Origin of the sequence: Psychrobacillus sp. NPDC093180 (genome assembly GCF_044754065.1) — a bacterium.
GTDB lineage: Bacteria > Bacillota > Bacilli > Bacillales_A > Planococcaceae > Psychrobacillus.
This window is the reverse complement of sequence record NZ_JBIVOJ010000001.1, coordinates 292,636-316,558: the sequence shown is the minus strand read 5'-3', so window position 1 is coordinate 316,558 and position 23,923 is coordinate 292,636. Positions and strand designations below refer to the sequence as shown.

At 37.9% G+C, this 23,923-nt stretch carries 22 protein-coding genes; 3 read left to right on the top strand and 19 right to left on the bottom strand.

The features are described 5' to 3' along the window. Window positions 1-77: 77 nt before the first annotated feature. Window positions 78-1,613 carry an N-acetylmuramoyl-L-alanine amidase family protein gene (locus ACIP9W_RS01605; protein WP_400785385.1) on the top strand — a complete coding sequence of 512 codons (1,536 nt, stop codon included), beginning with the start codon at window positions 78-80 and terminating at the stop codon, window positions 1,611-1,613. Between the two features lie 758 nt (window positions 1,614-2,371). On the opposite strand, the gene dtd is transcribed toward ACIP9W_RS01605, so the two are convergent. From dtd to ACIP9W_RS01570, 7 genes are all read right to left on the bottom strand, one after another. Next, window positions 2,372-2,809, bottom strand: coding sequence for a D-aminoacyl-tRNA deacylase (gene dtd / locus ACIP9W_RS01600; protein ID WP_400785383.1), 438 nt, complete (start codon window positions 2,807-2,809; stop codon window positions 2,372-2,374). Window positions 2,810-2,824: 15 nt separating this feature from the next. After that, complete coding sequence (locus tag ACIP9W_RS01595; protein WP_400785381.1) at window positions 2,825-5,014, bottom strand: RelA/SpoT family protein; 2,190 nt, start codon at window positions 5,012-5,014, stop codon at window positions 2,825-2,827. A 117-nt stretch (window positions 5,015-5,131) separates the two neighbouring features. Further along, complete coding sequence (locus ACIP9W_RS01590) at window positions 5,132-5,644, bottom strand: adenine phosphoribosyltransferase (RefSeq protein WP_142538609.1); 513 nt, start codon at window positions 5,642-5,644, stop codon at window positions 5,132-5,134. Then, window positions 5,635-7,989, bottom strand: coding sequence for a single-stranded-DNA-specific exonuclease RecJ (gene recJ, locus ACIP9W_RS01585; protein ID WP_400785379.1), 2,355 nt, complete (start codon window positions 7,987-7,989; stop codon window positions 5,635-5,637). The genes ACIP9W_RS01590 and recJ overlap by 10 nt, the downstream gene beginning before the upstream one ends. 81 nt (window positions 7,990-8,070) lie before the next feature. Next, window positions 8,071-8,415 carry a LapA family protein gene (locus tag ACIP9W_RS01580; RefSeq protein WP_400785377.1) on the bottom strand — a complete coding sequence of 115 codons (345 nt, stop codon included), beginning with the start codon at window positions 8,413-8,415 and terminating at the stop codon, window positions 8,071-8,073. A 127-nt stretch (window positions 8,416-8,542) separates the two neighbouring features. After that, complete coding sequence (gene secDF / locus ACIP9W_RS01575) at window positions 8,543-10,813, bottom strand: protein translocase subunit SecDF (RefSeq protein ID WP_400785375.1); 2,271 nt, start codon at window positions 10,811-10,813, stop codon at window positions 8,543-8,545. A gap of 75 nt (window positions 10,814-10,888) precedes the next feature. Continuing rightward, on the bottom strand, window positions 10,889-11,203 hold the full coding sequence (locus ACIP9W_RS01570; RefSeq protein ID WP_400785373.1) for a post-transcriptional regulator: 315 nt from the start codon (window positions 11,201-11,203) through the stop codon (window positions 10,889-10,891). 91 nt (window positions 11,204-11,294) lie between these two features. Here ACIP9W_RS01570 and ACIP9W_RS01565 point away from each other — a divergent pair, with 91 nt between their 5' ends. Then, on the top strand, window positions 11,295-12,821 hold the full coding sequence (locus ACIP9W_RS01565; RefSeq protein WP_282243663.1) for an oligosaccharide flippase family protein: 1,527 nt from the start codon (window positions 11,295-11,297) through the stop codon (window positions 12,819-12,821). Here the strand turns inward: ACIP9W_RS01565 and ACIP9W_RS01560 are convergent. From ACIP9W_RS01560 to ACIP9W_RS01525, 8 genes are all read right to left on the bottom strand, one after another. Beyond that, window positions 12,805-13,443, bottom strand: coding sequence for a DUF421 domain-containing protein (locus tag ACIP9W_RS01560; RefSeq protein ID WP_400785371.1), 639 nt, complete (start codon window positions 13,441-13,443; stop codon window positions 12,805-12,807). The two genes, ACIP9W_RS01565 and ACIP9W_RS01560, sit on opposite strands and share 17 nt — an antisense overlap. 72 nt (window positions 13,444-13,515) lie before the next feature. Further along, window positions 13,516-13,779: a preprotein translocase subunit YajC gene (gene yajC, locus ACIP9W_RS01555; protein ID WP_282243669.1), complete on the bottom strand. Its 264-nt coding sequence runs from the start codon at window positions 13,777-13,779 to the stop codon at window positions 13,516-13,518. Between the two features lie 43 nt (window positions 13,780-13,822). After that, window positions 13,823-14,962, bottom strand: coding sequence for a tRNA guanosine(34) transglycosylase Tgt (tgt, locus tag ACIP9W_RS01550; RefSeq protein WP_400785369.1), 1,140 nt, complete (start codon window positions 14,960-14,962; stop codon window positions 13,823-13,825). Further along, window positions 14,963-16,003 carry a tRNA preQ1(34) S-adenosylmethionine ribosyltransferase-isomerase QueA gene (gene queA / locus ACIP9W_RS01545; RefSeq protein WP_400785367.1) on the bottom strand — a complete coding sequence of 347 codons (1,041 nt, stop codon included), beginning with the start codon at window positions 16,001-16,003 and terminating at the stop codon, window positions 14,963-14,965. A gap of 17 nt (window positions 16,004-16,020) precedes the next feature. Next, entirely contained in the window at window positions 16,021-17,031 is a 1,011-nt protein-coding gene (gene ruvB / locus ACIP9W_RS01540; protein WP_400785365.1) for a Holliday junction branch migration DNA helicase RuvB, read from the bottom strand. 56 nt (window positions 17,032-17,087) lie between these two features. Further along, window positions 17,088-17,708, bottom strand: a complete 621-nt coding sequence (ruvA, locus tag ACIP9W_RS01535) for a Holliday junction branch migration protein RuvA (RefSeq protein ID WP_282243678.1) — start codon at window positions 17,706-17,708, stop codon at window positions 17,088-17,090. 162 nt (window positions 17,709-17,870) lie between these two features. Further along, window positions 17,871-18,788: a phosphotransferase gene (locus ACIP9W_RS01530; protein ID WP_400785363.1), complete on the bottom strand. Its 918-nt coding sequence runs from the start codon at window positions 18,786-18,788 to the stop codon at window positions 17,871-17,873. Continuing rightward, complete coding sequence (locus ACIP9W_RS01525) at window positions 18,722-19,543, bottom strand: LysM peptidoglycan-binding domain-containing protein (protein WP_400785361.1); 822 nt, start codon at window positions 19,541-19,543, stop codon at window positions 18,722-18,724. Before ACIP9W_RS01525 ends, ACIP9W_RS01530 begins: the two co-directional genes overlap by 67 nt. Window positions 19,544-19,680: 137 nt before the next feature. Between ACIP9W_RS01525 and ACIP9W_RS01520 the strand changes: the two genes are divergently transcribed. Continuing rightward, entirely contained in the window at window positions 19,681-20,214 is a 534-nt protein-coding gene (locus ACIP9W_RS01520; protein WP_400785359.1) for a transcription repressor NadR, read from the top strand. 297 nt (window positions 20,215-20,511) lie between these two features. Here the strand turns inward: ACIP9W_RS01520 and pheA are convergent, their stop codons facing one another. The 4 genes from pheA to ACIP9W_RS01500 form a co-directional block, all read right to left on the bottom strand. Continuing rightward, window positions 20,512-21,384 carry a prephenate dehydratase gene (gene pheA, locus ACIP9W_RS01515; RefSeq protein ID WP_400785357.1) on the bottom strand — a complete coding sequence of 291 codons (873 nt, stop codon included), beginning with the start codon at window positions 21,382-21,384 and terminating at the stop codon, window positions 20,512-20,514. A gap of 161 nt (window positions 21,385-21,545) precedes the next feature. Further along, window positions 21,546-22,001, bottom strand: a complete 456-nt coding sequence (locus ACIP9W_RS01510; RefSeq protein ID WP_282243688.1) for an ACT domain-containing protein — start codon at window positions 21,999-22,001, stop codon at window positions 21,546-21,548. An 18-nt stretch (window positions 22,002-22,019) separates the two neighbouring features. Continuing rightward, window positions 22,020-23,309: a GTPase ObgE gene (gene obgE / locus ACIP9W_RS01505; protein ID WP_400785355.1), complete on the bottom strand. Its 1,290-nt coding sequence runs from the start codon at window positions 23,307-23,309 to the stop codon at window positions 22,020-22,022. Between the two features lie 5 nt (window positions 23,310-23,314). Next, the gene (locus tag ACIP9W_RS01500; RefSeq protein ID WP_400785353.1) at window positions 23,315-23,848 is read right to left on the bottom strand and encodes a Spo0B domain-containing protein; all 534 of its coding nucleotides are present in this window, start codon (window positions 23,846-23,848) and stop codon (window positions 23,315-23,317) included. Window positions 23,849-23,923: the final 75 nt, after the last annotated feature.

The window sequence follows — 23,923 nt, the reverse complement described above, 5'->3', positions numbered from 1 at the left end:
GGAAATAAGTCAACCCTTTTGAAGAAAAGGTAGAAATTTTATATCAGAATATTTACAATGGTAGTGGGAGTGATTCAATGAAAGATAAAATAGTGCAAAAAATGACCATTTTAATCCTTGCTGTCATTCTACTAATACCAACTATTTCAGTAGATGCTCAAGAAAACGAAGTAACCGTAAATGTTCCTTCGTTGAAAGTTCGATCAGGCCCAGGACTTACATACGATACAATTGGTGCCGTTACAAAAAGTGACAAACTAGTTGTGATCGACAAAGAAAATGATTGGATTCAAGTTAAATACGGATCCACAACTGGTTGGGTTGCCAGTTGGTATACATCAAGCGAAGCAATTGAAATGACAAATAAACAAATCGTTTCTAAAGTAAATCGCTTAAATGTACGAACCGAACCATCTACCTCCTCTGCAGTTATCGGGCAGCTTAGCGAGGGAGATCAAACCCCTGCCTATAAATCAGAGGGTGAATGGATTGAAATCGATTTTCAAGGTAGAAAAGGCTGGGTAAACACAGCATATATTACAATTGCCGACCAATCGTCAAAAGAAAATACGAGCTCTCACACTAAATCTTCGGAGAAGCTTTTTGTTGTATCAGTTGATATATTAAATGTTCGGGCAAAAGCGGACCTATCCTCTAAACAAATTGGAAAAGTGGCTAGAGGAGCTCAATTCGAAGTACTTGATACGGATCATAATTGGGTAAAGGTAGAATTAGACAATGGAAAAATCGGATGGATATACAGTTTTTATGGTACATTTTTAAGTGAGCCGAGTTCCACTACATCTACCGCACCAACTAATACGATCACCATTTTATATAATGGAACTAATCTACGCTCAGACAGCTCGACAAATAGTGCTGTAGTAAAGCGAGTAGATGCCGGTGAAACATTTGAAGTAACTGACAAAGTAAACGACTGGTATAAAGTCATTTTGGAGAACCAATCAATAGCCTATGTAGCAAGCTGGTTAGTTTCGTCATCAAATTCTGTTGTAACTACAGATCTACCAGTACAAGAAAAAAAGAAACCTAGAAAAAAAGGTACATTAAAAGGCTTGTCCATTGTAATTGATCCAGGCCATGGAGGTAATGACCGTGGTACTACAGGAGCTCTTGGAACAGATGAAAAGGATATAACATTGTTAACAGCAGAATTGCTTTCATCTAAATTACAAGCAGCTGGTGCTAACGTCATTATGACAAGACAATCGGATGTATACGTTGATCTGCGAAAACGTGTTTCCATAGGTCACCAAGCAGGCGCAGATGCATTTATTAGTTTACATTATGATGCGGTGGAAAATAGTACAGTCCGTGGATATACGACGTATTATATGCACGGTTATCAAAAGAGACTAGCGGAATACGTACATGCTGGCTTAGGTAATATGATTACGCTTAAAGATCGAGGAATACAACCAGGGAATTATTTAGTTTTACGTGAAAACAAGCAAAATGCAGTTTTAATAGAGCTAGGATATTTGAGTAATCCTACCGAAGAACGAAATGTCACAACTAAACAATTTAGAGATCAAGCAACACATGGAATTTATAATGGAATTATTAACTATTTTGATAATGAGTTAGATTAAGAAAGTGTAAGTGACATATCAAGGTTAAAGCTTGATTCCCTCGTTTCTGGTGGGCTTCGAGCAGACTAGTCACTATATTATTACCGAGCGATTTTCTAGAGAAGCTACTCGTGACTAAAGTCACAAGTAGCTTCTCTTTTTTCGGTAATCTTATGGCGATTATCTGTTCTTCCCCCTCCTTCAACTATGAGAATAAGATTAAAACCTTTTTGGATAATTAGTAAAAAGATACTTTCCTACCAATAATATAAGTGCCCGAAGATACAATTTCGGGCACTCGAGTCTTCTCTATACATTTACTGCTACCTATTTTGGAGCATATTCTCTTTTACTAAGAGTGGAAAATTAGCGTAGAAGCTCTTCTAAATTAGCCTGTGAAGATGGTATGTAGCTTGCACATTTACTTTTATAACAGGAAGTCTCTTCTTATTTTTTTGAAAATAGTAAGCGATAAACTAATTAAGAAGTGATGAGCAGCCAAAATTGCATCTTTGGCTGCTTTTTAATGTATAAGAAGGTAATCTATTCTCTGATTAGCATAAAGCTTTAGCATTTTGATTACTAGGTTTAGCAGTACGACGGAGGAATGTTAGTAATAGTATTACCGAAAAATACGATGGGGCGCTAGCCTAGCTAGCGCCCCATCGTATTTAAATATCTCGGTAATAGTACTAACTAAACATTCAAATCCAAAGTACTCCAAAAACCTACTTAAGCTACCTGCATTAATATTTTGACTTTGGATACTTAGCTCTCAATCATACTTCCAACATAATAGTCACTGGGCCATCGTTTGTGAGCGTTACATCCATCATTGCGCCAAAAACACCTGTTTCCACAGTGAACCCTTTATCACGAAGCTTCGCATTAAACAGTTCCCACAATGGTTTCGCTATTTCTGGGCGGGCTGCTTCTATAAAGCTCGGTCTTCTACCCTTTCGTGTATCCGCATATAATGTAAATTGGGAAACAGAAAGAATTGAGCCTCCTACTTCTACGATAGAATGATTCATCTTGCCTTCATCATCTTCGTATAAACGCAAGCCAGCGATCTTATCTACTAAATAATTTATTTCTTTTTCACTATCCGTTGCCGTAATGCCTACTAATAATACATATCCAAGATCTATTTTTCCCGTCACTTGTCCATCCACAGTAACACTGGCATTTCGACATCGTTGAAGCAACACTTTCATAATACAGTAACTCCTTTAGTTAATAATCCGTTGAACGGAATAGACATCTGGTAACTGTTTAATCCGCTCCGCTACTTTGTGTAAATGGGCAATATTTGAAATCAGGATAGTTAAATGGATACTTGCTATGTCATTGTCCGTTTTGCCATTTACAGCTGCAATATTTGTTTTCGATTCATTTACCACTTGTAAGACTTCGTTTAATAGACCTGGTCGATCAAATCCGGAAACTTCAATGTCCACTTGATATTCTTTTTTCATTGGTATATCCGAGTGTTCCCACTCGACTTCAATAATTCTAGAGTGTGCATCATCACTTTGTAAGTTCGGGCAATCTGCACGGTGAACAGACACTCCTCTGCCTTTTGTGATGAAACCTACAATTTCATCTCCTGGGACAGGACTACAGCAACGAGACAGACGAATTAGCAAATTTTCGATCCCTTTTACAATAACACCTGATTCAGTCGTTTTCTTCGTAACAGGTGCTTTCATTTCTGTTGTAATTTTTTCAAGTGCTTCTTCTTGATCTCGAATTTTTCGCATTTTTTCAGCTAAACGGTTCACTACTTGCTGTGCTGTTATACCATTAAAGCCAACAGCTGCGTATAAATCCTCTTCTCCTGCAAAAGCATATTTTTCACAAACACGCTTAATATTTTCAGAGGTTAATACTTCTTTTATATCAAATTCTTGCGCTTTAATTTCTTTTTCTACTTGTTCTTTCCCTTTTAAAATGTTTTCATCTCGCAGTTGTTTTTTAAAGAACTGTTTGATTTTGTTTTTTGCTTGGGATGATTGTGCAATTTTCAGCCAATCTTTGCTTGGTCCAAATGATTGCTTCGAAGTAAGCACTTCGATAATGTCGCCAGTTTTTAATTTTGTATCTAGCGGAACCATTTTTCCATTTACTTTCGTACCGATTGTTTTATTCCCCACTTCGGAATGCACACGGTACGCGAAGTCTATCGGCACCGATCCTGCGGGTAGCTCGACAACATCCCCTTTTGGTGTAAACACATATACCATGTCGGAGAATAGATCGAATTTTAAGGACTCCATAAATTCTTCTGCATTCGAAGATTCTTGCTGGAATTCGAGAATTTCCCTAAACCATGTCAATTTAGAATCGATCGTTTGTCTCGCCTCTACCTTACGACCTTCTTTATATGCCCAGTGAGCTGCGACCCCGTATTCAGCAATATTATGCATCTCTTCTGTACGGATCTGCACTTCTAACGGGTCTCCATTAGGACCAATAACTGTAGTATGGAGAGACTGATACAGATTTTGCTTTGGCATTGCAATATAATCTTTGAATCGTCCAGGCATCGGTTTCCATAATGTATGGATCACCCCTAAAACTGCATAACAATCCTTGATGCTTTTGACAATAATTCGCATTGCGAGTAAATCGTAAATTTCATTAAACTGTTTATTTTGTACAACCATTTTGCGATAAATACTATAAATATGCTTTGGTCGACCTGATACATCTGCGACTACTTCCATCTCATTCAGTTGCTTACGAATATCATTCATGACATCCTTTAAGTAAGCCTCACGCTCCGTACGTTTTTTCTTCATAAAGTTAACGATACGGTAATACTGCTGTGGATTTAAGTAACGTAACGCCGTATCTTCTAATTCCCACTTCACTGCAGAAATACCTAGACGATGTGCTAATGGTGCAAAAATTTCTAATGTTTCATTGGAAATTCGACGCTGTTTAGCCTCTGGTAAGTGTTTTAACGTACGCATATTATGTAAACGATCCGCAAGCTTTATAAGTATTATTCGGATATCCTGTGCCATGGCGATAAACATTTTACGATGGTTCTCTGCTTGTTGTTCTTCCTTGGACATATATTTAATCTTGCCGAGTTTAGTTACACCATCTACGAGAAGCGCAACTTCTTCATTGAACTCTCGGACAATATCTTCTCGTGTATATTCGGTATCTTCTACCACATCATGTAGAAAACCAGCTGCAACGGTTTCTGGATCCATCTGAAGATCAGCTAAGATTCCGGCTACTTGGATGGGATGTAAAATATACGGTTCACCAGAGTTGCGAAACTGTTCTCGATGGGCATGCTCTGCAAGTTCATACGCCTTTTTCACAAAATTCACATGCTCTTCATTCATATAGGTGGAAAGTGTGTCGAAAACATCTTCTGCTGTCTTCACTTGATCTTTTGCCATGCTGTGCTCACCTGATTTCGTTTAAAATTTATCAAATACGCCAATGCGTTTAACTAAAAATGATATATAAGTTATATTCTATAAAAAAAAAGAGGGACTTGTAAAGTCCGCCCTTATTTAGTACTGCATTAGTGTACAAATATCGTAATCTTTTAGCTTCTTTCGTCCTTCCAGATATGTAAGTTCGATTAAGAAAGCACATCCTACTACGACTCCGCCCAATTCTTCTACTAAGCGAATTGTTGCGTCAATTGTACCACCAGTTGCTAGTAAATCATCGACAATTAGTACACGTTGTCCCGGTTTTACTGCATCTTTGTGCATAGTTAGAATATCTTTGCCGTATTCTAAACCATATTCTGCACGAATCACTTCTCGTGGAAGCTTTCCTTCTTTTCGGACAGGAGCAAAACCTATTCCAAGTGAATATGCTACCGGGCATCCGATGATAAATCCACGTGCTTCTGGTCCAACGATAATATCAGCATTTACTTTTTTCGCATATTCTACAATTTGGTCGGTTGCATATTTGTATGCTTCCCCGTTGTCCATAATTGTAGTAATATCCTTAAAACTAATACCTGGTTTTGGCCAATCTTCAACAGTTGTTACGTATTGCTTTAAATCCATTTTTGCTCCTCCTCAGGAACGGTTTGCCCTGCTCTTCGCTCTTCAAACCATTGTTTCAGTTCAATGTATGGCGCATATAATAGCTTCTGTTCAAGCTCAATTTCATTTGCACGCTGTTGATACGTTGGTGCTTCTGATAAATCTTGTTTAGTAAGATGATCATTCATAACCAACGACCCACCCTCTATTCTAACAAAATTAAGTTCAAAAAACACCTTTGACATGAAATTAATTGTTTTTGGGCTCCAGCCCGTATGCTTAGATAATTCATGTATATGTTGCTTTAATGCAAATGTCTTGCGCTTTGATAAAAAGGAGAAGTACCACTTAAATTGTTCTCTTGTCGGTAAACCTTCAAAATACGTAGATTCATCTGCATAAAAATGTGCATATATCCTTTGCCACTCTTGGTAATCTAGCAATTGAGTTAGTTCTTTTTCAGTAGAAGGCAAATCTAATATAGTCAGAAACTCAGCATGGACTTGCTGTTCCATCAATTCTGCGCTTAGCCATATATCTTTTGGAATAACCGATCTATAGTGAGCGATTGTCTGTTCATTGAACGCAACAAAAACAGTTTGGTCAAGAGGAATCGTAGGTAGCCAACGATTCACTTGACGTATTCCACGGATATCAAAAAGCTGCCATTCATTTGTTTTTGCATCTTGAATCATCAACTGTGGCTTTTTTCGTCCATTCCATTCATTAATTTGCAAATCGCCTATAAATGATAGTTTGGTCGCAGGAGCAATTTCATCTGCTAGCTCACCTTTACCAAAGCCAATCGCATCTAAAGACGTAGCTCCTTGTTTCAGCTCCATTTTGATATGGTTTTGAGCAGACCCAATTTTACGTATAGAAGAAACTTCTACATTTTCTATACAATAAACTGGCTTTGTAAAATCCATTCCAAACGGAGCAAGTTGTTTTAACGACTCTATAGATTCCGTTGAAATTTCATCCATTTCTAACGGAACATCTATAGAAACGATTGGAACTAATTGCTCTTCGGTTAGAACTATTTTAGCCTGTTCATTTAGTCGATTACGGAACGTTTCTACATGTTCCAAGGGTAAAGTCATACCAGCTGCCATTGGGTGTCCGCCGAAATGCGGGACGATGTCACTGTTTTTTGCAATCTCTTTATACATATGGAAACCTTCAATACTACGAGCTGAACCTTTTGCTATTTGCTTTTCTTCATCAAAGCCAAGGACAATGGCAGGTCGGTAATATTTTTCTACCAGTTTGGAAGCTACAATTCCTAGTACTCCAGGGTTCCAGTCTTTTTTTCCGACGACAATCACACTAGGGCCATCTACCACATTCGCTTCGTCAATCATTTCCACCGCTTCATCCGTAATTTCTTTAACGATTGCTTGTCTTTCTTTATTTTTCTCATTTAACATATTGGCAATAGCTAATGCATAATTCGGTTCTTCCGTTAAAAATAATTCAACACCAGGTGCTGCCTCCCCTAATCTACCTACTGCATTAATGCGTGGACCAAACATAAATCCAACCGTTTCTTCATTGATCGACGATATGTCTGCGCCACTCACATTTGCAAGCGCCTCTATTGCAATAGAATCGGTTCTTTGCATTTGTTTTATTCCTTGTTGGACAAAATAGCGGTTTTCTCCAGTCAATGAAACCAAATCCGCAATTGTGCCGATTGCTACTAAGTAATAGAATTCTTTTGGTATTTCACCAATTAGAGCATGTGCAACTTTAAAAGCAACCCCAACACCAGCCAAATGAGGAAATGGATACAATGTATCTTGTAATCCTGGGTGAATAATAATATCTGCTGCCGGCATCGTTTCTCCTGGTTCGTGATGATCTGTTACGATTACATCCATTCCTAGATCTTTTGCAAATTGAATGGCTGTATGGCCAGAAATGCCGTTATCTACTGTAATGATTAAAGTGACTCCTTCATCAAATGCCTCTTGGAATAATCGTTCACTAGGACCGTAGCCATCAATAAAACGATTAGGAATCTTAAACAACACATCAGCACCTAGTGCATCCAATGTTTTCATCATAACTGACGTACTCGTTATGCCGTCTGCGTCATAGTCTCCATACACCATAATACGCTCATTTGCCTCTATTGCCTGATGAACACGTGCTACAAGTGCATCCATTCCAGTCAGTAAAAATGGATTATGTATCTGTTCTTCCGTTATATATAAAAACTCTTTTGCCTCTTCAACGCTTTCAAAACCTCTAGATACTAACACTTTCGCACATACACTCGGGATGGAGAGTTCACGCTCTAGTGCAGAAACTAGTTGTTCGTCTGGTCTCGAAATACTCCACTTTTTTTGAGATTGGATCATATACTCACTTCCTTATAATCTATTATAACTTAAAAAAGAGTTGTCTCCAAAAGAACATTTTGGAACAACTCCTTTACAGATTCAAGTAAGATCTTTATTTACTTCTATTGGTTTTTCTACTACTTCTAGTGATTTTTCTTGATGAACAACGATTTCATTTTGCAAAGCATTAATAGATGCCTCTTTCTTCTCTAGCTCTTTTTCAAGATGTTTTACTTTTCTTGATAGCATAAAAGAACGATAGATTGCAACAGTCCCACTTAAAAGAGCCCCTAGTAGAGCAGAGCCAAGTATTACTAAAATAAGGGGCCAGTCAGCGGTACCAAAAACATAATTGACAGGTACAGCATCGACATTATATACCGCAAATAATGCAATAACTACTGCAAATATTAATCCGAATAATAAAGACCATTGAAACTTCATCTCGACACCCCTTTTGTTTTTTACTTTACCATAAAAAAGTGTACACGCCTATCTTCACAAATTTCACAACATAAAAAAGGAACAGAATATATATAACATATACCCTGTTCCCGAAAATAGTTAAACCTTAAACTACAGGCTCATCAGAACCCCATTTTTTCTCTTCTTTCTTTACATCTAGGCCGCCTGTTTTACGTAGCTCTTTCGCTTTCAAATCGTACCATAATTGAGCTGCGATAAAGATGGAAGAATACGTACCTGCGATTAATCCTATTAATAAAGCGATCGAGAAGTTTCGAATTCCTTCTGCACCAAATATTAGAAGTGCTACTGTTACTAAAATAACAGTTAACACCGTATTTACAGAACGTGTAAGCGTTTGTCTTAATGACTTATTGACAATAATCGCGAGCTCTTCTTCTGTTGTAATTTTTTTACTACGATGCAAGTTCTCACGAATTCGGTCAAATGTAACAATCGTGTCATTAATTGAGTAACCGACTATCGTTAAGACCGCAGCAATAAATGTAATATCTACTTCCAAACGTAAAATACTGAAAATAGATACCATCAAGAATGCATCATGTAATAAAGAAACTATAGATGCAAAGCCCATTCTCCATTCAAAGCGGAATGCTACATATATAACGATCCCTAAAGCTGCAATAAGGAGTGCCTTTATTGCATTTTTAGCAAGTTCTTTACCTACTGTTGGAGATACGCTATTTACATTTGGATCTATACCAAACTGTTCGTTCATTTCCGTTTTCAATGTTTTTATTTCCTCTTGTGAAAAGTCTTGCTTATAACGAATTACTGCAATATTACTATTTTCTCCGGAAAGAACGATATCTTCCGAAGGTAAACCAATATCAGCAATTTTCCCAGCAACAAACTCTTTCGTTAAGGTCTCGTTCGATTGAAGCTCTACTCGAGTACCTTTCGAGAAATCGATTCCTAAGTTCAATTTTAACGTACTTAACAGAATAATCCCTGCAACCGTTAATGCAATCGATAAAATATAGAAAATTTTACGAGTGTGCACAAAATCTATACGGTCAAATTTAGTAGTTAAATCGAGTGTATCTACTTCCTCTTCAGGAGCATGTATTCGTTTCTTAGGAATACCAAACCAACCCGGCTTATTATCGAAGAAACCACTGTGTACAAGTAACCCCAATAATATTCTAGAAGCCCAAACTGCTGTAATGAAAACTACGATAATACTGATAATCAGTAAAGTTGCAAATCCCTTAACAGAGCTTGTCCCAAAATAGAATAATACTGCCGCTGCTAGTAGAGTAGTGATATTCGCATCAAAGATAGCTGTAAAAGCTTCTTTTGCTCCAGTATCAAAAGCTTTTTTGACAGATTTACCAACCCGTAACTCTTCCCTTATACGCTCATATGTGAGGATATTGGCATCTACAGCCATACCTACTCCTAGGACGATCGCTGCGATCCCTGGAAGTGTTAATACACCGTTAATCCAATCAAATACTACAAGGATTAAGAAAATGTAAACAACTAGTGAAATTACTGCTATTAAACCTGGTAGGCGGTAGTAGAAAAGCATGAAAATAAAGATTGCGGTAACCCCAATAATTCCAGCTAATATTGTACTACTTAATGCTTGTGACCCAAACTGCGCCCCAACAGATGTAGAATAGATTTCATCCAAATGTACAGGTAATGCTCCTGCATTTAGTATTCCTGCTAAATCTTTTGTTTCCTGTACAGTAAACGAACCAGAAATTTCTACGCTATCTGAACTAATTCGCTGAGAGACTCTTGGATTCGATGTAAATTTAGGTTTTTCTTTTAGCACTTCTTTTGCGTAAGAATCTACACCCTCTTCAAAATCCAACCAAATAACTAGAACATTATCTGGTGCAGGTTTTGCAGCTATTTCAGAAGTTACATCTGCGAATTTATTAGCATCTTTTAATTCTAATGTAACAATCGGTTGCCCTTGTTGATTAAAAGCATCCTTTGCTCCACCTTCTTTTAAATCTGCCCCATCCAGCATAATATTATCTTCTGAATCACGGAAAGTTAGATTCGCCTGTGTAGAAAGAAGTTCCCTTGCCGAGTTCTGATCCTCCACTCCAGCAAGCTGAACGCGAATACGATGACCGTCTTCGATTTGAATACTAGGCTCACTTACACCTAATACATCAATTCGGTTCCTAAGAGCAGATGCAGTAGCTGTTACCACTTCATCCGTAATCTTTTGACCATCTTTTAAAGGCTCCACTTGATAAAGAACTTCAAATCCACCTTGTAAGTCCAATCCAAGTTTAATATTATTTAATACTCCACTAACAGTAGGACTGATTGTCCCTGCAAAAATAACTAAGAGTAATAAAAACGCAACTATACGCCCTCTAGTTTTCATATGTATGTTCCTCCTCAAAAAAACGCAACAAGTTTATTATGAAACACGATGCGCTCACTGTCAAATAACGGTTACTTATGCATCGACATTTTTTGGCTTTAATAATAGTTGAAGTTCTTCTTGATTGATCTCTGAGAACCAATTTTCCGTTTTAAAATGATCAATTTGTTCATACGTCATATATTCTGCTGGTGACACAGAAAGTATATCATTAACAATTTGGTATAAAGGCAATTTAGCAATGTCTTTTTTACGCCATTTTTTAGACACACAATATTTCCAAATATCACTTTCCGTAACTGTGGCATATTGATACACTTCAAATTCACTTTTTTTACTTTCTAAAGCAGGTAGCACGTGCGTATAAATATCTTCATATTTGTTTTCCAAAATACCGCACCCCTTTAACGAATAATATACGAGACTTGAAGCATATTGTTATTGTAAACTATGTTCCTGTATTTGAGAAGGAAGTGTTTATTTGTCGACTTTTTTAAAAGGTTCTCTCGTGTTAATGCTTTCCATTTTTTTGTCTAAGTTTCTAGGATTTATTTATCGAATGCAATTTGTCCGGTTAACGGGCGAAGAGGCAGTTGGGATTTATATGACTGCATACCCTGCTTTTATCTTTTTCTTGTCGCTCATTCAACTAGGAATCCCAATTGCCATTGCTAAAATAATTGCTGAATTACGTACGCGAAATGCAATTTCTAAGTATTTCACCGTCATGCGGACTTCTGTAATTATTACCGTTATTTCTATCCTAATTTTTACACCATTTTTTTTATTTGTCACGCCTTTTATTTCTGGTGAGTTATTGAAAAATGATGCTATTACGATGACTTTGTATGTATCGATTGCGATTGTACCATTCGCAGCAGCAAGTGGCGTTATTAAAGGGTTTTTCCAAGGTATTGCTCGTTTAGAAGAAACAGCTGTAGCACAATTGTTGGAACAAATCATTCGAATTTTGCTTATCACCTTTTTGTTACCATTATTACTGACTTCCTCTACACCTCAAGAAGCAGCAGCCTATGCAATGTGTATGACATTACTTGCTGAAGTTGCTTCGTTACTCTATTTGCAATGGAAGTATAATAAATGGAAAGCAAAGCAACATTATGAAAAAGAGAAAAAGCATTATCCACTTTCCCCAATATTCTCGATTGCTCTACCATCTTCAGGGAGTCGATTATTCGGATCTTTTACTTGGTTCTTAGAGCCGATTATTTTCATCAAAGCACTCGCTGTAACAGGTGTTACAAGTATTGCCGCAACTACATTATATGGGGTCATTTCTGGAGTATTAATACCGTTATTACTGTTTCCATCTTTCATTCCATATGCACTTTCCATCGTATTAATACCAGCTGTAAGTGATGCGTTTGCTAGAAGAGACCATTCTCTATTAAAAGAACGAATACATTTATCGTTAAAGTTTTCAACATTAACTGGCTGTTATGCTGCCACTTTGTTTTATTTGCATGGTGGTGAGTTAGTTTCGACTCTATTTCATGTAGAGGACTCCACTGTTTACATGAAGATATTGGCACCAATTTTTTTCTTTTATTATATTCAAAGTCCGTTATTTTCTATCCTACAAGCATTAGATAATTCAAAAGCCGCCTTTTTAAATTCATTATATGGCGGCGTTGGTAAATTATTGTTATTATTTTTCCTAGCATCACAGGTTTCTATTCAAGAAAAAGGGGCTATTGTTGCGATTGGTTTTGGCGTATTAATCACTTCGTTTTTACATATCGCTTCTTTAAAAGAAAAAAAAGAAGCACAAATTGGTTTCTCATTTTTTGTGCTACCTTACGCAGTTTTTTTAATCACTATTATTGCAAGACCACTTCTGTTTCCTATAGGCGATCAATCCTTGATAGTCGATTGCTTGTACACATTACTATTTTTAACAATTGGTTTAGTTTTATCTAGACAGATAAAGCGAAAAGAAATAGCCGTGATTCTTAAAATAGCTCGAACAACTAAAAGGAAGTTTTAAGCTGTATATAAAGCGCATCTTCTTCATAGCTGCAGTAAAATATCTTTTCTACACTTTTGATTGATTGCTTTTCGAGCTCTTCCATTAACCATTTTTCACTTTTTCCGATTCTTTCTAAGTGCTCTTGCTGGACATCTCCATCTATAATAAGCGGAAAAACGTATTGTTCTTCTTCTTTTTTAAATACGGATAAATTTCCAGAAGGCTCTAAAAATGCATATGAAACAGATCGGATAGATCCAATTTGCTGTTCACGTAATTGTTGCAATAAATCATCTAAATTATATCGTTGCTTTCGCATTTCCTTTTCATTGATAATCCCTTCTTTCATAATAATCGAAGGTTCACCTTCCATCGCATCTCGAAACTTTTTACTTTTCAATGAAAAATAAGAAACACCAATTTGGATAATCAGTAGAATAACCATTGGCACTAGCGCATGAATAAAGTTGCTGTGTGGATCATCTAAAGCAAAGGCAGCTACCTCTGCAATTAACAAGAAAACAACCAAATCGAAAATACTTAGCTCTCCAACTTCTCTTTTTCCCATTACACGTAAAATACCTAGTATAATCCAATACAGCACAATCGTACGTAGCATGATGATAAGTATATCTTGCACATGATCACCTCATCCTTACTGTGCCCAGAAAAAAAGAACTTACTCATATATTTTGAGTAAGTTCTTTTACATTTATTTTGCTTCTGATACAACTCGTCCAACTGCAACGCGCTCGAATTGTAAACGAGTGCCATCTGCAACTACTACGAAGATTGTTTGATCATCCACTGCATCTATCTTCCCGTGTAAACCACCAACTGTAATGATTTGATCTCCACGTTTTAGACTATTTTGCATTTGTGCTGTAGTTTTTTGACGTTTTTGTGCTGGGCGAATGATGAAAAACCACATCACGGCAAACATCGCAACTATCGGTAATAAGCCAACTAAATCCATAAATTAATTCCCCTCCTTCTTACCTCTTTATAGTATACAAGAATCAGAAGTTTTTTGCATTTGGTTTATTATACCCATATTCTTCAAAAAATTCTTCTTTGAAATCTAGTAAACGATCTTCACGAATTGCTTGTCGTACATTTTCCATTAATTTCATTAAGAAATGAAGATTATGGTACGAAGCTAAGCGAAGTCCAAATGTTTCATCCGCTTTAAACAAATGACGAATATACGCTCTAGAATAGTTTTTACAAGTGTAGCAATCACACTTTTCATCAATCGGTCCAAAGTCGCGAGCAAATGCCGCTCCTTTAATAACTAAACGACCTTTCGATGTCATAAATGTACCATTACGAGCTATACGAGTTGGTAACACACAGTCAAACATATCTACACCGCGAATAGAGCCATCTATTAACGAGTCCGGAGATCCAACCCCCATCAAATAACGCGGCTTATTTTCCGGCATTAAAGGCGTCGTGAAGTCAAGCACACGATTCATCACATCTTTTGGCTCGCCGACCGATAATCCTCCAATTGCATATCCTGGGAAATCCATCGAAATTAAATCTTGTGCAGATTGGCGACGTAACTCCTCGTATTCCCCACCTTGGATAATTCCAAATAAACCTTGTTTATCCGTATTTGTATGCGCTGTTAAACAACGCTCTGCCCAACGAGATGTACGCTCTACAGATGCTTTCATATATTCAAAGCTAGCTGGATACGGCGGGCATTCATCAAATGCCATCATAATATCTGAACCTAATGCATTTTGAATTTCCATTGATTTTTCGGGACTTAAAAATAATTTATCCCCGTTTAAATGATTGCGGAAATGAACACCTTCTTCTTCAATTTTACGCATATCACTTAAACTAAATACTTGGAATCCACCAGAATCGGTTAAAATAGCGCGATCCCAGTTCATAAATTTATGCAGTCCACCAGCTTCTCGAATGATATCATGTCCTGGACGAAGCCATAGGTGATACGTATTACTTAATATAATACCTGCTTTCATGTCTTTTATTTCTTCTGGTGCCATCGTCTTTACTGTAGCTTGTGTTCCTACAGGCATAAACGTTGGCGTTTCAAACGAACCATGTGGCGTATGCACGATACCTAGACGAGCGCCAGTTTGTTTATCTTTTTTTATTAATTCATACGTAATTGCTGACATTTAATAATTCCTTCCTTTTATAAACATTGCATCTCCAAAACTAAAAAATCGGTAACGCAAATCAATTGCTTCCTTGTATGCTGACAATATGAAGTCCCTTGAAGTAAGTGCGCTCACAAGCATTACGAGCGTTGACTTGGGCAAATGGAAATTAGTAATCATTCCATCAATACATTTAAATTCATATCCTGGATAGATGAAAATAGATGTCCATCCACTATCTTCCTGCAATACTCCATCAAACTTAGTTGCAACTGTTTCAAGCGTTCTGGTAGAAGTAGTTCCTACTGCAACGATTTTTCCACCTGCAGCTCTCACTTCATTTATCGTATTTGCAGTTTCTTTCGACAGACGATAAAATTCCGAATGCATTTCATGATCATCGATAGAATCCACACTTACGGGACGGAAAGTTCCAAGTCCTACATGAAGTGTCACAAATGCTATTTTAACACCTTTTGCTTGAATTTCCTCTAATAAGTTTTCGGTAAAATGAAGTCCAGCTGTTGGTGCCGCAGCCGAACCTTGTTCTTTCGCATAAACTGTTTGATAACGATCTTTGTTTTCCAGCTTTTCATGAATATATGGTGGCAAAGGCATTTCCCCAAGTTGGTCCAATACTTCAAAAAACACATCGTCATATTCAAAACGGAAAATACGTCCGCCATGCTCTTTTATCTCGGTACAAACTGCACGCAGTAGACCATCACCGAATACAATAGTCGTCCCTATTTTCACACGCTTTGCTGGTTTAACAAGCGTCTCCCAATGATCCCCTTCAATTTGTGTCAATAACAGTACTTCTACGTTTGCACCAGTCTCTTCCTTTACTCCCATTAAACGAGCAGGCATTACCTTCGTGTCGTTTAACACAAGACAATCCCCTTCGTTTAACTCATCCAAGATAGCGGAGAAATGGGTGTGTGTAAATGTGTTCTTCGGATAATCAGCGATTAATAGCTTGCTACTGGTCCGATCAAGTAATGGCGTTTGTGCAATCAATTCTTCTGGTAAATCAAAATCAAAATCTTCTACTCTCATATGGCGTACATCCTTTATCAGTCGTTTCTTTCTATCGGTAACGGCATTCCTAAATGCTCGTAAGCAGATGGCGTTACTATTCTTCCCCTAGGAGATCGTTGTATAAACCCGATTTGCAATAAATAAGGCTCGTACACATCTTCTATCGTTGTCGATTCTTCTCCAATGCTTGCCGCAATCGTATCTAAGCCAACAGGACCACCTCTGAACCTTTCAATCATAGCCATTAATAGCTTATGATCGATATGGTCTAATCCTCGTGGATCAACTTGAAGTAGCTCCAGTGCTTCTGTTGCTAGATTTAATGAAATATGACCATTGCCGCGTACTTGTGCATAATCACGGACCCGTTTTAATAAACGGTTTGCAATACGTGGCGTCCCTCTCGAGCGTCTTGCAATTTCACCAGCAGATTCATAGTCAATAGAAGCATTGAATAATTCTGCGCTTCTTTCAACAATCGACGTTAGTGCATGTTCATCATAATAATCCAATCTCAGCAAAACACCGAAGCGGTCCCTAAGTGGAGCTGATAGTGAACCAGCTCTTGTTGTTGCACCGATTAGCGTAAATGGTGGCAAATCTAACCGAACACTTCTTGCCGCTGGACCTTTTCCTACTACAATATCTAAACAAAAATCCTCCATTGCAGGGTATAGCACCTCTTCAATGGAACGATTCAGCCGATGTATTTCATCGATAAATAACACATCTCCCGGTTCAAGCGAGCTAACGATAGCCGCTAAATCACCAGGTCGCTCTATAGCGGGCCCGCTTGTCATCCGAATTTGAACGTCCATTTCATTCGCGATAACGGAGGCAAGTGTGGTTTTACCAAGTCCTGGAGGTCCATACAAAAGACAGTGATCCAAACTCTCGCTTCTCATTTTTGCTGCTTCGATGAAAATCTCTAGGTTATGTTTTATCTTATCTTGTCCAATATATTGTTTTAAGAATTGTGGACGAAGCGATTGCTCATACGGTTCATCATAATTAGAAATCTCGCTCGAAATCACACGTTCCGTCATGCCAAGAATCTCCCTTCTTTATTATCCAGCTTTAGCGACATAGACTTGCGCTTTACTTATTTCCCAGAAAATAATAATTGCAATGCTTTTTTCATAAATTCATCAGTTGTTTGAAGTTCTTTATTGTCTTTTAACTTCGGACGAACTTTGGATAATTCGCGTTCAGAATAGCCAAGTGCCGTAAGTGCAAGCATAGCTTCTTCTAGTTCATGGTCGGCAGTGCTATCCACAAATAATGTCGGTTCATCGTCTATAAATTCGATTTGCTCCAAATCGATGAGATCATGTAATTTTCCTTTTAAGTCTAAGATCATTTGACGAGCTGTTTTCTTACCTACACCCGGGAACTTCACTAAAAATGTCTCATCTTCTCGTTCAATTGCGTGAATGACATGCGTCGGTTCACCACTTGCTAATATGGCAAGTGCTCCCTTAGGGCCAATTCCAGAAACGAGAATAAGCTTTCGAAACAACTCTCGCTGCGCTAAGTTTGAAAAACCCATTAACTGCTGCGCATCTTCTCGCACATGAAAATGAGTAAATACTTGGATTATTTCTTCACTCTTTCTAAAAGCAAATGGATTTGGCGTAAATAGCTGATATCCTATCCCCTGCTGCTCCAACACAACATACTCAGGCGTCACTCGTGTAACCTGTCCTTTTATGTAATCATACATACTTAAATCCCTCACAATCAATACATCTAGTATACCATAATGCTCCAAAGCAAAAGCCTTTGTCTTAGAGGAAAACATTCTACAGACTAGGCGCTATAGACAGAATGTACAAACAAAGAAGGCCGCTCTTAAAACGAGCGACCAACTCCAACTAGATTTGACTCAAAGCTTACTCAAATTATAGCATAAATTAGGCCATTCCGTTAACGCTTTGTTCGTATATGGTACTAACTGTTCGATAAACTTTTGTTTTCGTTCTACAGGTAACGCAAAGGCATATAACCACTCTCTATACAATTCATTCGGATACATCATCGCTTCTTTATGCTGACGCACGATTTTTTCGAGCATGGGGAATTCATTCATTAAAAAATGAATATCATAATCTATTTCCGATAAGACACGATGCATCCACAAAATACTTTCCATCTCTTTTGGTCCAATTACGGCAAGATCAAAATCAATTATTTTATAAGCAGAACCGTCCGATAAGAAGTTATGATGTACAACATCTCCATGCAATAATGTCCGGTCCCTCATATCAAATGGTTTCATATCTTTTAACGCCATATCACCATACATCAATAATATTTTCGTGTTGTTAACACCTATCAAGGATTCAACGAAAAAAGAAATTTCTTTCATTTTTAATAAACGATTTTGCCATTTAGATATTAAATTAAATGCATAAAGAACCTTGCTATCTTCCCAATCAATTATTTCTTTCGTTTCATGCAAACGAGTAAGAAGTGAGTATACGGCTTTCCGATCTTCCTCATGACTGTAATTTACAGTATGTGTCCCTTGAAACCAAGGTTGTATAATGAAATCCAGTTGAGGAGATTCTACTACCGGCAAGACAAAAGGATCCTCTATATATTGTAATTTGTCGTGAATAAAACGAATTTTTTCCGCCTGTTGTTCCGAAGGATATTTCTTAACAGAAAATACCCCATTTTCATTTCTCCATTTCCATACGTTTTTTTTAATTTGTTTAATATAATAACTCACTATTAAAAGTGGTGGTGATGGTGGTATGGTGGGCATGGATATACCGGTACATAACAAATCTGGACGCATGGGCAACCACCATAATGTGCTTGCATATGTGGGTGCATACCCGGGTGCATTTGTGGGTACATACATGGGTACATATAGGAAAAATCTTGTTCAGGCGGGCATGGATACATTTCTTCGAATACAGGGGACGGCTCTTGCGCTATTGGTTGCGTTTGTTGTTGAACTGGTGGTGCTGGCGGCGGTGGTGCTGGTTTTTCACGCTCTGTAAAATTTGCTTGAATATGGATAGATGTTGACTCCACTAGTCTCCAACCTTGTGGAGATGGGGTCATATCTAAGTCTGGAACTGGCATCATGTGATATGGCAAAGAATAAGATGGAATCGGTTGCGGTCTAACAGGTGGTGCTGGTTGAACCGGCGGAACAATTGGGACTGGTTGCACCGGTTGAGCTTTGGGTGGTACTTGTTGTGCTTTTGGCGGTACAGGCTGTGCCTTTGGTGGCACTTGTTGTGCTTTTGGCGGTACATGTTGCTGCGCTTTTGGCGGCACATGTTGTTGTGCTTTTGGCGGTACAGCGTGCGGCTTCATTTCCTCCTTCTTCACCATTTCTTTTTTAACTGGGCGATGCTCGCTATATGGATGATTGACGGATTCCATGTTTTTTGTATCTGGAATAAATATCTTCATACCCGGAACGATGTATTCCGGATTTGCGAGATGTGCATTTAATCTTTTTAATTCTTCAAAAGAAACACCGTAGCTTCGTGAAATTTTCCATAGCGTGTCACCTTTTTCGACAATATGAATTTGCACAGTCTTCCTCCTTCCCTTCTCCTTAAACTATGTGCAACTACCTAAATTGGACACAGATTTTTTGTAAAAAGCACTTCCCTTCATGATAAACTTATGAATAGAAGCTAGGTCGTTATGCAAGTTGGGAGGAGTTATTATTGAAAAAATTAAAAGGTGCAGAACGAAGAAATTGGATACTTTCCTATTTAGTAGAACAAGAACAACCAGTTACGGGCTCAGATCTTGCCAAACAAGCAAACGTCAGTCGACAAGTGATTGTAAATGATATTACGCTGTTAAAAGCAACGAATGTCCCAATTGTTTCGACAAGCCAAGGATATATACTCATCCAAAACAAAGAAGCTGGGGCATATGTTCAAAAAAAAGTGGCATGTAATCACCAATCAAAAGATTCAGAAGATGAGCTACAAACGCTTGTAGACGTAGGGGTGACAGTAGAAAGTGTAACAGTAGAACATCCAGTATACGGAGAAATTACTTCTTCTATCATGGTGTCCAATCGCCATGATGTAGAGATGTTTTTAAAAAAAGTGAGAGAAACAGAAGCCTCATTTTTATTAGAACTTACTTCTGGTATACACCTTCACCTACTTTCTGCCCCAACAGAGGAAGTATTGAATCGAGGTATAGAAGCACTTAGGAAGAAAGGGTATTTAATAGAAGAATCTTAAAGGCAGTGCCTGGCCCACTGCCCCAGTCTGAAATGATGCACAAGGTACTGCGTCGCCCGGTGGTAACCGCTTGGATTTCAGCGGCACTGTTACATATAAAATCCAATAAATGGTTTAGGGCAACCAACCAGTCATGGAAAGCAACTATTTCCATATCGAAAGCAATTAAATCAGCACGAGAGCAACCAAATTGTCGATGACAGCAACCAACTCTTAAAAAGCCTTACATTGTCTTATATTAAAAAACGCAAGGCAGAAAATGGATTATTTTCTACCTTGCGTTTTAACTATTGTATATTAGTCTGCAGATTCTTTTGTTTCATATGTATAATAAGATCCAAGTGACTTCACTTCACATCCTAGAGCCGCTAACTCTTCCATAGCACCTCGCATCATAGGAACCTGATCATCTTCTAATATGTCCATAATAAAAAAGTATTGGCCCAGTCCTGTTTTCAATGGTCTTGACTCAATTTTACTTAAATTGAGCTTTCTCCATGCAAAAACAGAAAGCACTTGATGTAGTGATCCAGATCGATCATCTTTTGGCAATGTAAGCATGATAGTCGTTTTTACTTGTTCTGTATGACCTGCTCGTTCGATACTACCATTCTTTTTAGAGAGTACAAAAAATCTCGTATGATTAAAATGAAAATCATGAATATTGTGCTCCATAATTTGAAGGCCATATTCAGTTGCAGCGGAAGTATTTCCAATCGCCGCAATACAATTCTGTTTATTTTCCGATACATACTTTGCAGCAGCTGCAGTCGAAGTCGATTGTTCAAGCGGAACTTTGCCAAATCGATAAGACAAATATTTATGACATTGCGCTAACGCATGTGGATGTGAATAGATAGTCTGAATGTCTTCCCATTTGTTTGCATTAGATGGGTGCACCATTAAATGTTGTTGAATCGGCGCGAGTATTTCCGCAATAACGGAGACATTTGCTTCATGATATAAATAATCGATTGTAAGTGGTACGGTGCCTTCTAAAGCATTTTCAATCGGTACGACAGAAATATCAACTTTTCCACTTGTAACCGCTTCAATACATTCTGGTATCGTCCGCAGCGGTACTAGCTTTTCATGTTGAAATAAAACTTGCGATGCTAAATGGGTAAAAGAAGCTTCCGGTCCAAGGAAAGCCACTTGTTGAGTTGCCATTTGAAATCCCCCTTATGTCTAGCTCTAGCGCTTTTCTTTGTCTAGCTCCAGCGCCTTGCCTCTCGGGGTCAAATAACCTTCCCCCAATGAAGTCAAAGTGCGACTTCTTTTGGGAAAGAACATTTGCCTGTCGAAGGCAGACATAGGCGCTTGCGCTTTTCTTATAATGCGCCGGAGCTAATCACTTCTGCTGATTCTACAAAATCTAGTCGCTTCATTTCATTTAAAAACTCATCTAATTCTTTTGTCATTGCGGTTACATCTAGAGATAATGTAACGCTAGCTCTTCCTTGAATCGGTATCGTTTGATGAATCGTAAGTATATTAATCGATGACCCTGCTACAAGTTGAAGTAACCTTGCTAGGGTTCCTTCTCGATCTTCTAACTGTAAAAATACCGTTAATATGCGTTCTTGAACAATCGAATGGAACGGAAAAACCGCATCACGATATTTGTAAAAAGCACTTCGGGATAAATCTACTTCTTTTACTGCATCCCAAATCGAAGATACTTTCCCAGATTGGAGAAGATGCTTTGCTTCCAAAGTTTTTTGCATCGCTTCGGTTAAAACATCCTCTCGTACTAAATAAAATCGCTGGCCAGTTACATCTTTCATGCGGTTCCCCTTCTTTCCCTACTCGATAAATTCAAATTCAAATTGTAATAGTCGTACCGTATCGCCATCTTTAGCACCGCGCTCGCGAAGTGCATCATCGATACCCATTCCTCGAAGTTGTCTTGCGAATCTGCGGATAGAATCTTCTCGGCTGAAATCAGTCATTTTAAATAGTCGTTCTACTGATCCACCAGATAATACAAATGCCCCATCATCATCTCTTGAAATTTCGAAATTCTCTTTTGTAGATTCATGCTTGTACATAACAGATGTTTCCGATTCTTCTTCTGTTAAATGTTCTAATGGGAACTCTGGTGCCACTTCTAACAAGTCTGCTACAGCAAATAATAACTCCTGCAATCCTTGACGAGAAATTGCTGAAATCGGGAACACTTTTAAATCTGATCCCACTTTTTCTTTAAAAGCTTTTAAATTTTCTTCTGCATCAGGCATGTCCATTTTGTTTGCAACAATAATTTGAGGTCTTTCCGTTAAACGTAGATTATACTGCTTCAACTCTTCATTGATCGTTAAATAATCTTCGTATGGGTCTCGGCCTTCCATTCCCGACATATCGATTACGTGTACGATTACTCGTGTACGTTCTATATGACGAAGGAATTGATGTCCTAAACCTACTCCCTCTGATGCACCTTCGATTAGTCCTGGTAGATCAGCCATCGCAAAGCTACGATGATCCTCTGTTTCGACCATTCCTAAATTCGGTACAATTGTTGTAAAATGATATTCAGCAATTTTCGGTTTAGCTGCGGAAACAACGGATAATAAAGTGGATTTCCCAACGCTTGGAAAACCTACTAATCCAACATCCGCTAATACTTTTAGTTCTAATACAACATTTAACTCGAAGCCTGGCTCCCCTTTTTCAGAAAGCTCCGGAGCTGGATTAGCTGGTGTGGCAAATCGTGAATTTCCTCGACCGCCTCGTCCACCTCTTGCAATGATCGCTTTTTGTCCATGCTCGACCAAATCTGCAATAACAACTCCAGTTTCTTCGTCCGATACGACAGTACCCGGTGGAACTTTTACAAATAAATCATCTGCATTTGCACCATGCATATTTTTACTCATTCCATGTTCCCCACGAGTTGCTTTAAAATTACGTTTATAGCGGAAATCCATTAATGTACGTAAACCTTCATCTACGACAAAAACAACGTCTCCACCATTTCCTCCATCCCCACCAGCAGGACCGCCCATAGGAACATACTTTTCACGACGGAATCCTACCATTCCATCTCCGCCGTCTCCACCTTTTACATAAATCTTCACGTGATCTACAAACATTTATTTCACTCCAATCTTTCACTTGCAATTAACTTAAATTTAAGTTCGTTTTCTGTATTTACCTGTTTCTCTATTTGGAAAAGAGTTGTAAACGATTCTTCCATCCAAGCTTGGGAAGACCAATCACCTTGGACTTCTATTTGTATTTCTAGTTGTTCATCCATCTTAATATGAACTTTAAGTAATTGCTCTTGATATCCTCTAAGATTCGGGTAAATAGATTGAAGAAAACATTCTAAGTATTCCCGAAGTGCAGCATCATATTTATCTGCTCCACTACTTAAAAGAGATGTTTGAACAACTAAAGTCATTTTATTATATCTCATACTAAACGTTTGTAACCATTCGTTTGTTTTAGGTAAACCAATATTATTGATATCAAAAAACTGATTACATTTGGAAGAATAATTACTTATTAATTTTTTGGCCTCTTCAACCCTGCCCATATCTAAATTCATTTGTATTAAATGTAAGCTATTTAGAAAATCATGCATAGAATGGCGCAGTACATTGTTTATCGTTATCTCTTTATCGTTCATTTTACCACGCTCCTATTATGCTGTTGTCTAATAAGTATAACAGGAATAACTTGTTATTGCTCTAACCTAAAAAAA

Coding starts and splice junctions, on each gene's coding strand:
- ACIP9W_RS01605 (WP_400785385.1), top strand. CDS start 78: ATGAAAGATAAAATAGTGCAAAAAATGACCATTTTAATCCTTGCTGTC.
- dtd (WP_400785383.1), bottom strand. CDS start 2,809: ATGAAAGTGTTGCTTCAACGATGTCGAAATGCCAGTGTTACTGTGGAT.
- ACIP9W_RS01595 (WP_400785381.1), bottom strand. CDS start 5,014: ATGGCAAAAGATCAAGTGAAGACAGCAGAAGATGTTTTCGACACACTT.
- ACIP9W_RS01590 (WP_142538609.1), bottom strand. CDS start 5,644: ATGGATTTAAAGCAATACGTAACAACTGTTGAAGATTGGCCAAAACCA.
- recJ (WP_400785379.1), bottom strand. CDS start 7,989: ATGATCCAATCTCAAAAAAAGTGGAGTATTTCGAGACCAGACGAACAA.
- ACIP9W_RS01580 (WP_400785377.1), bottom strand. CDS start 8,415: ATGAAGTTTCAATGGTCTTTATTATTCGGATTAATATTTGCAGTAGTT.
- secDF (WP_400785375.1), bottom strand. CDS start 10,813: ATGAAAACTAGAGGGCGTATAGTTGCGTTTTTATTACTCTTAGTTATT.
- yajC (WP_282243669.1), bottom strand. CDS start 13,779: ATGGATTTAGTTGGCTTATTACCGATAGTTGCGATGTTTGCCGTGATG.
- tgt (WP_400785369.1), bottom strand. CDS start 14,962: ATGTCAGCAATTACGTATGAATTAATAAAAAAAGATAAACAAACTGGC.
- queA (WP_400785367.1), bottom strand. CDS start 16,003: ATGAGAGTAGAAGATTTTGATTTTGATTTACCAGAAGAATTGATTGCA.
- ruvB (WP_400785365.1), bottom strand. CDS start 17,031: ATGACGGAACGTGTGATTTCGAGCGAGATTTCTAATTATGATGAACCG.
- ruvA (WP_282243678.1), bottom strand. CDS start 17,708: ATGTATGATTACATAAAAGGACAGGTTACACGAGTGACGCCTGAGTAT.
- ACIP9W_RS01530 (WP_400785363.1), bottom strand. CDS start 18,788: ATGCGTCCAGATTTGTTATGTACCGGTATATCCATGCCCACCATACCA.
- pheA (WP_400785357.1), bottom strand. CDS start 21,384: ATGGCAACTCAACAAGTGGCTTTCCTTGGACCGGAAGCTTCTTTTACC.
- ACIP9W_RS01510 (WP_282243688.1), bottom strand. CDS start 22,001: ATGAAAGATGTAACTGGCCAGCGATTTTATTTAGTACGAGAGGATGTT.
- obgE (WP_400785355.1), bottom strand. CDS start 23,309: ATGTTTGTAGATCACGTGAAGATTTATGTAAAAGGTGGAGACGGCGGA.
- ACIP9W_RS01500 (WP_400785353.1), bottom strand. CDS start 23,848: ATGAACGATAAAGAGATAACGATAAACAATGTACTGCGCCATTCTATG.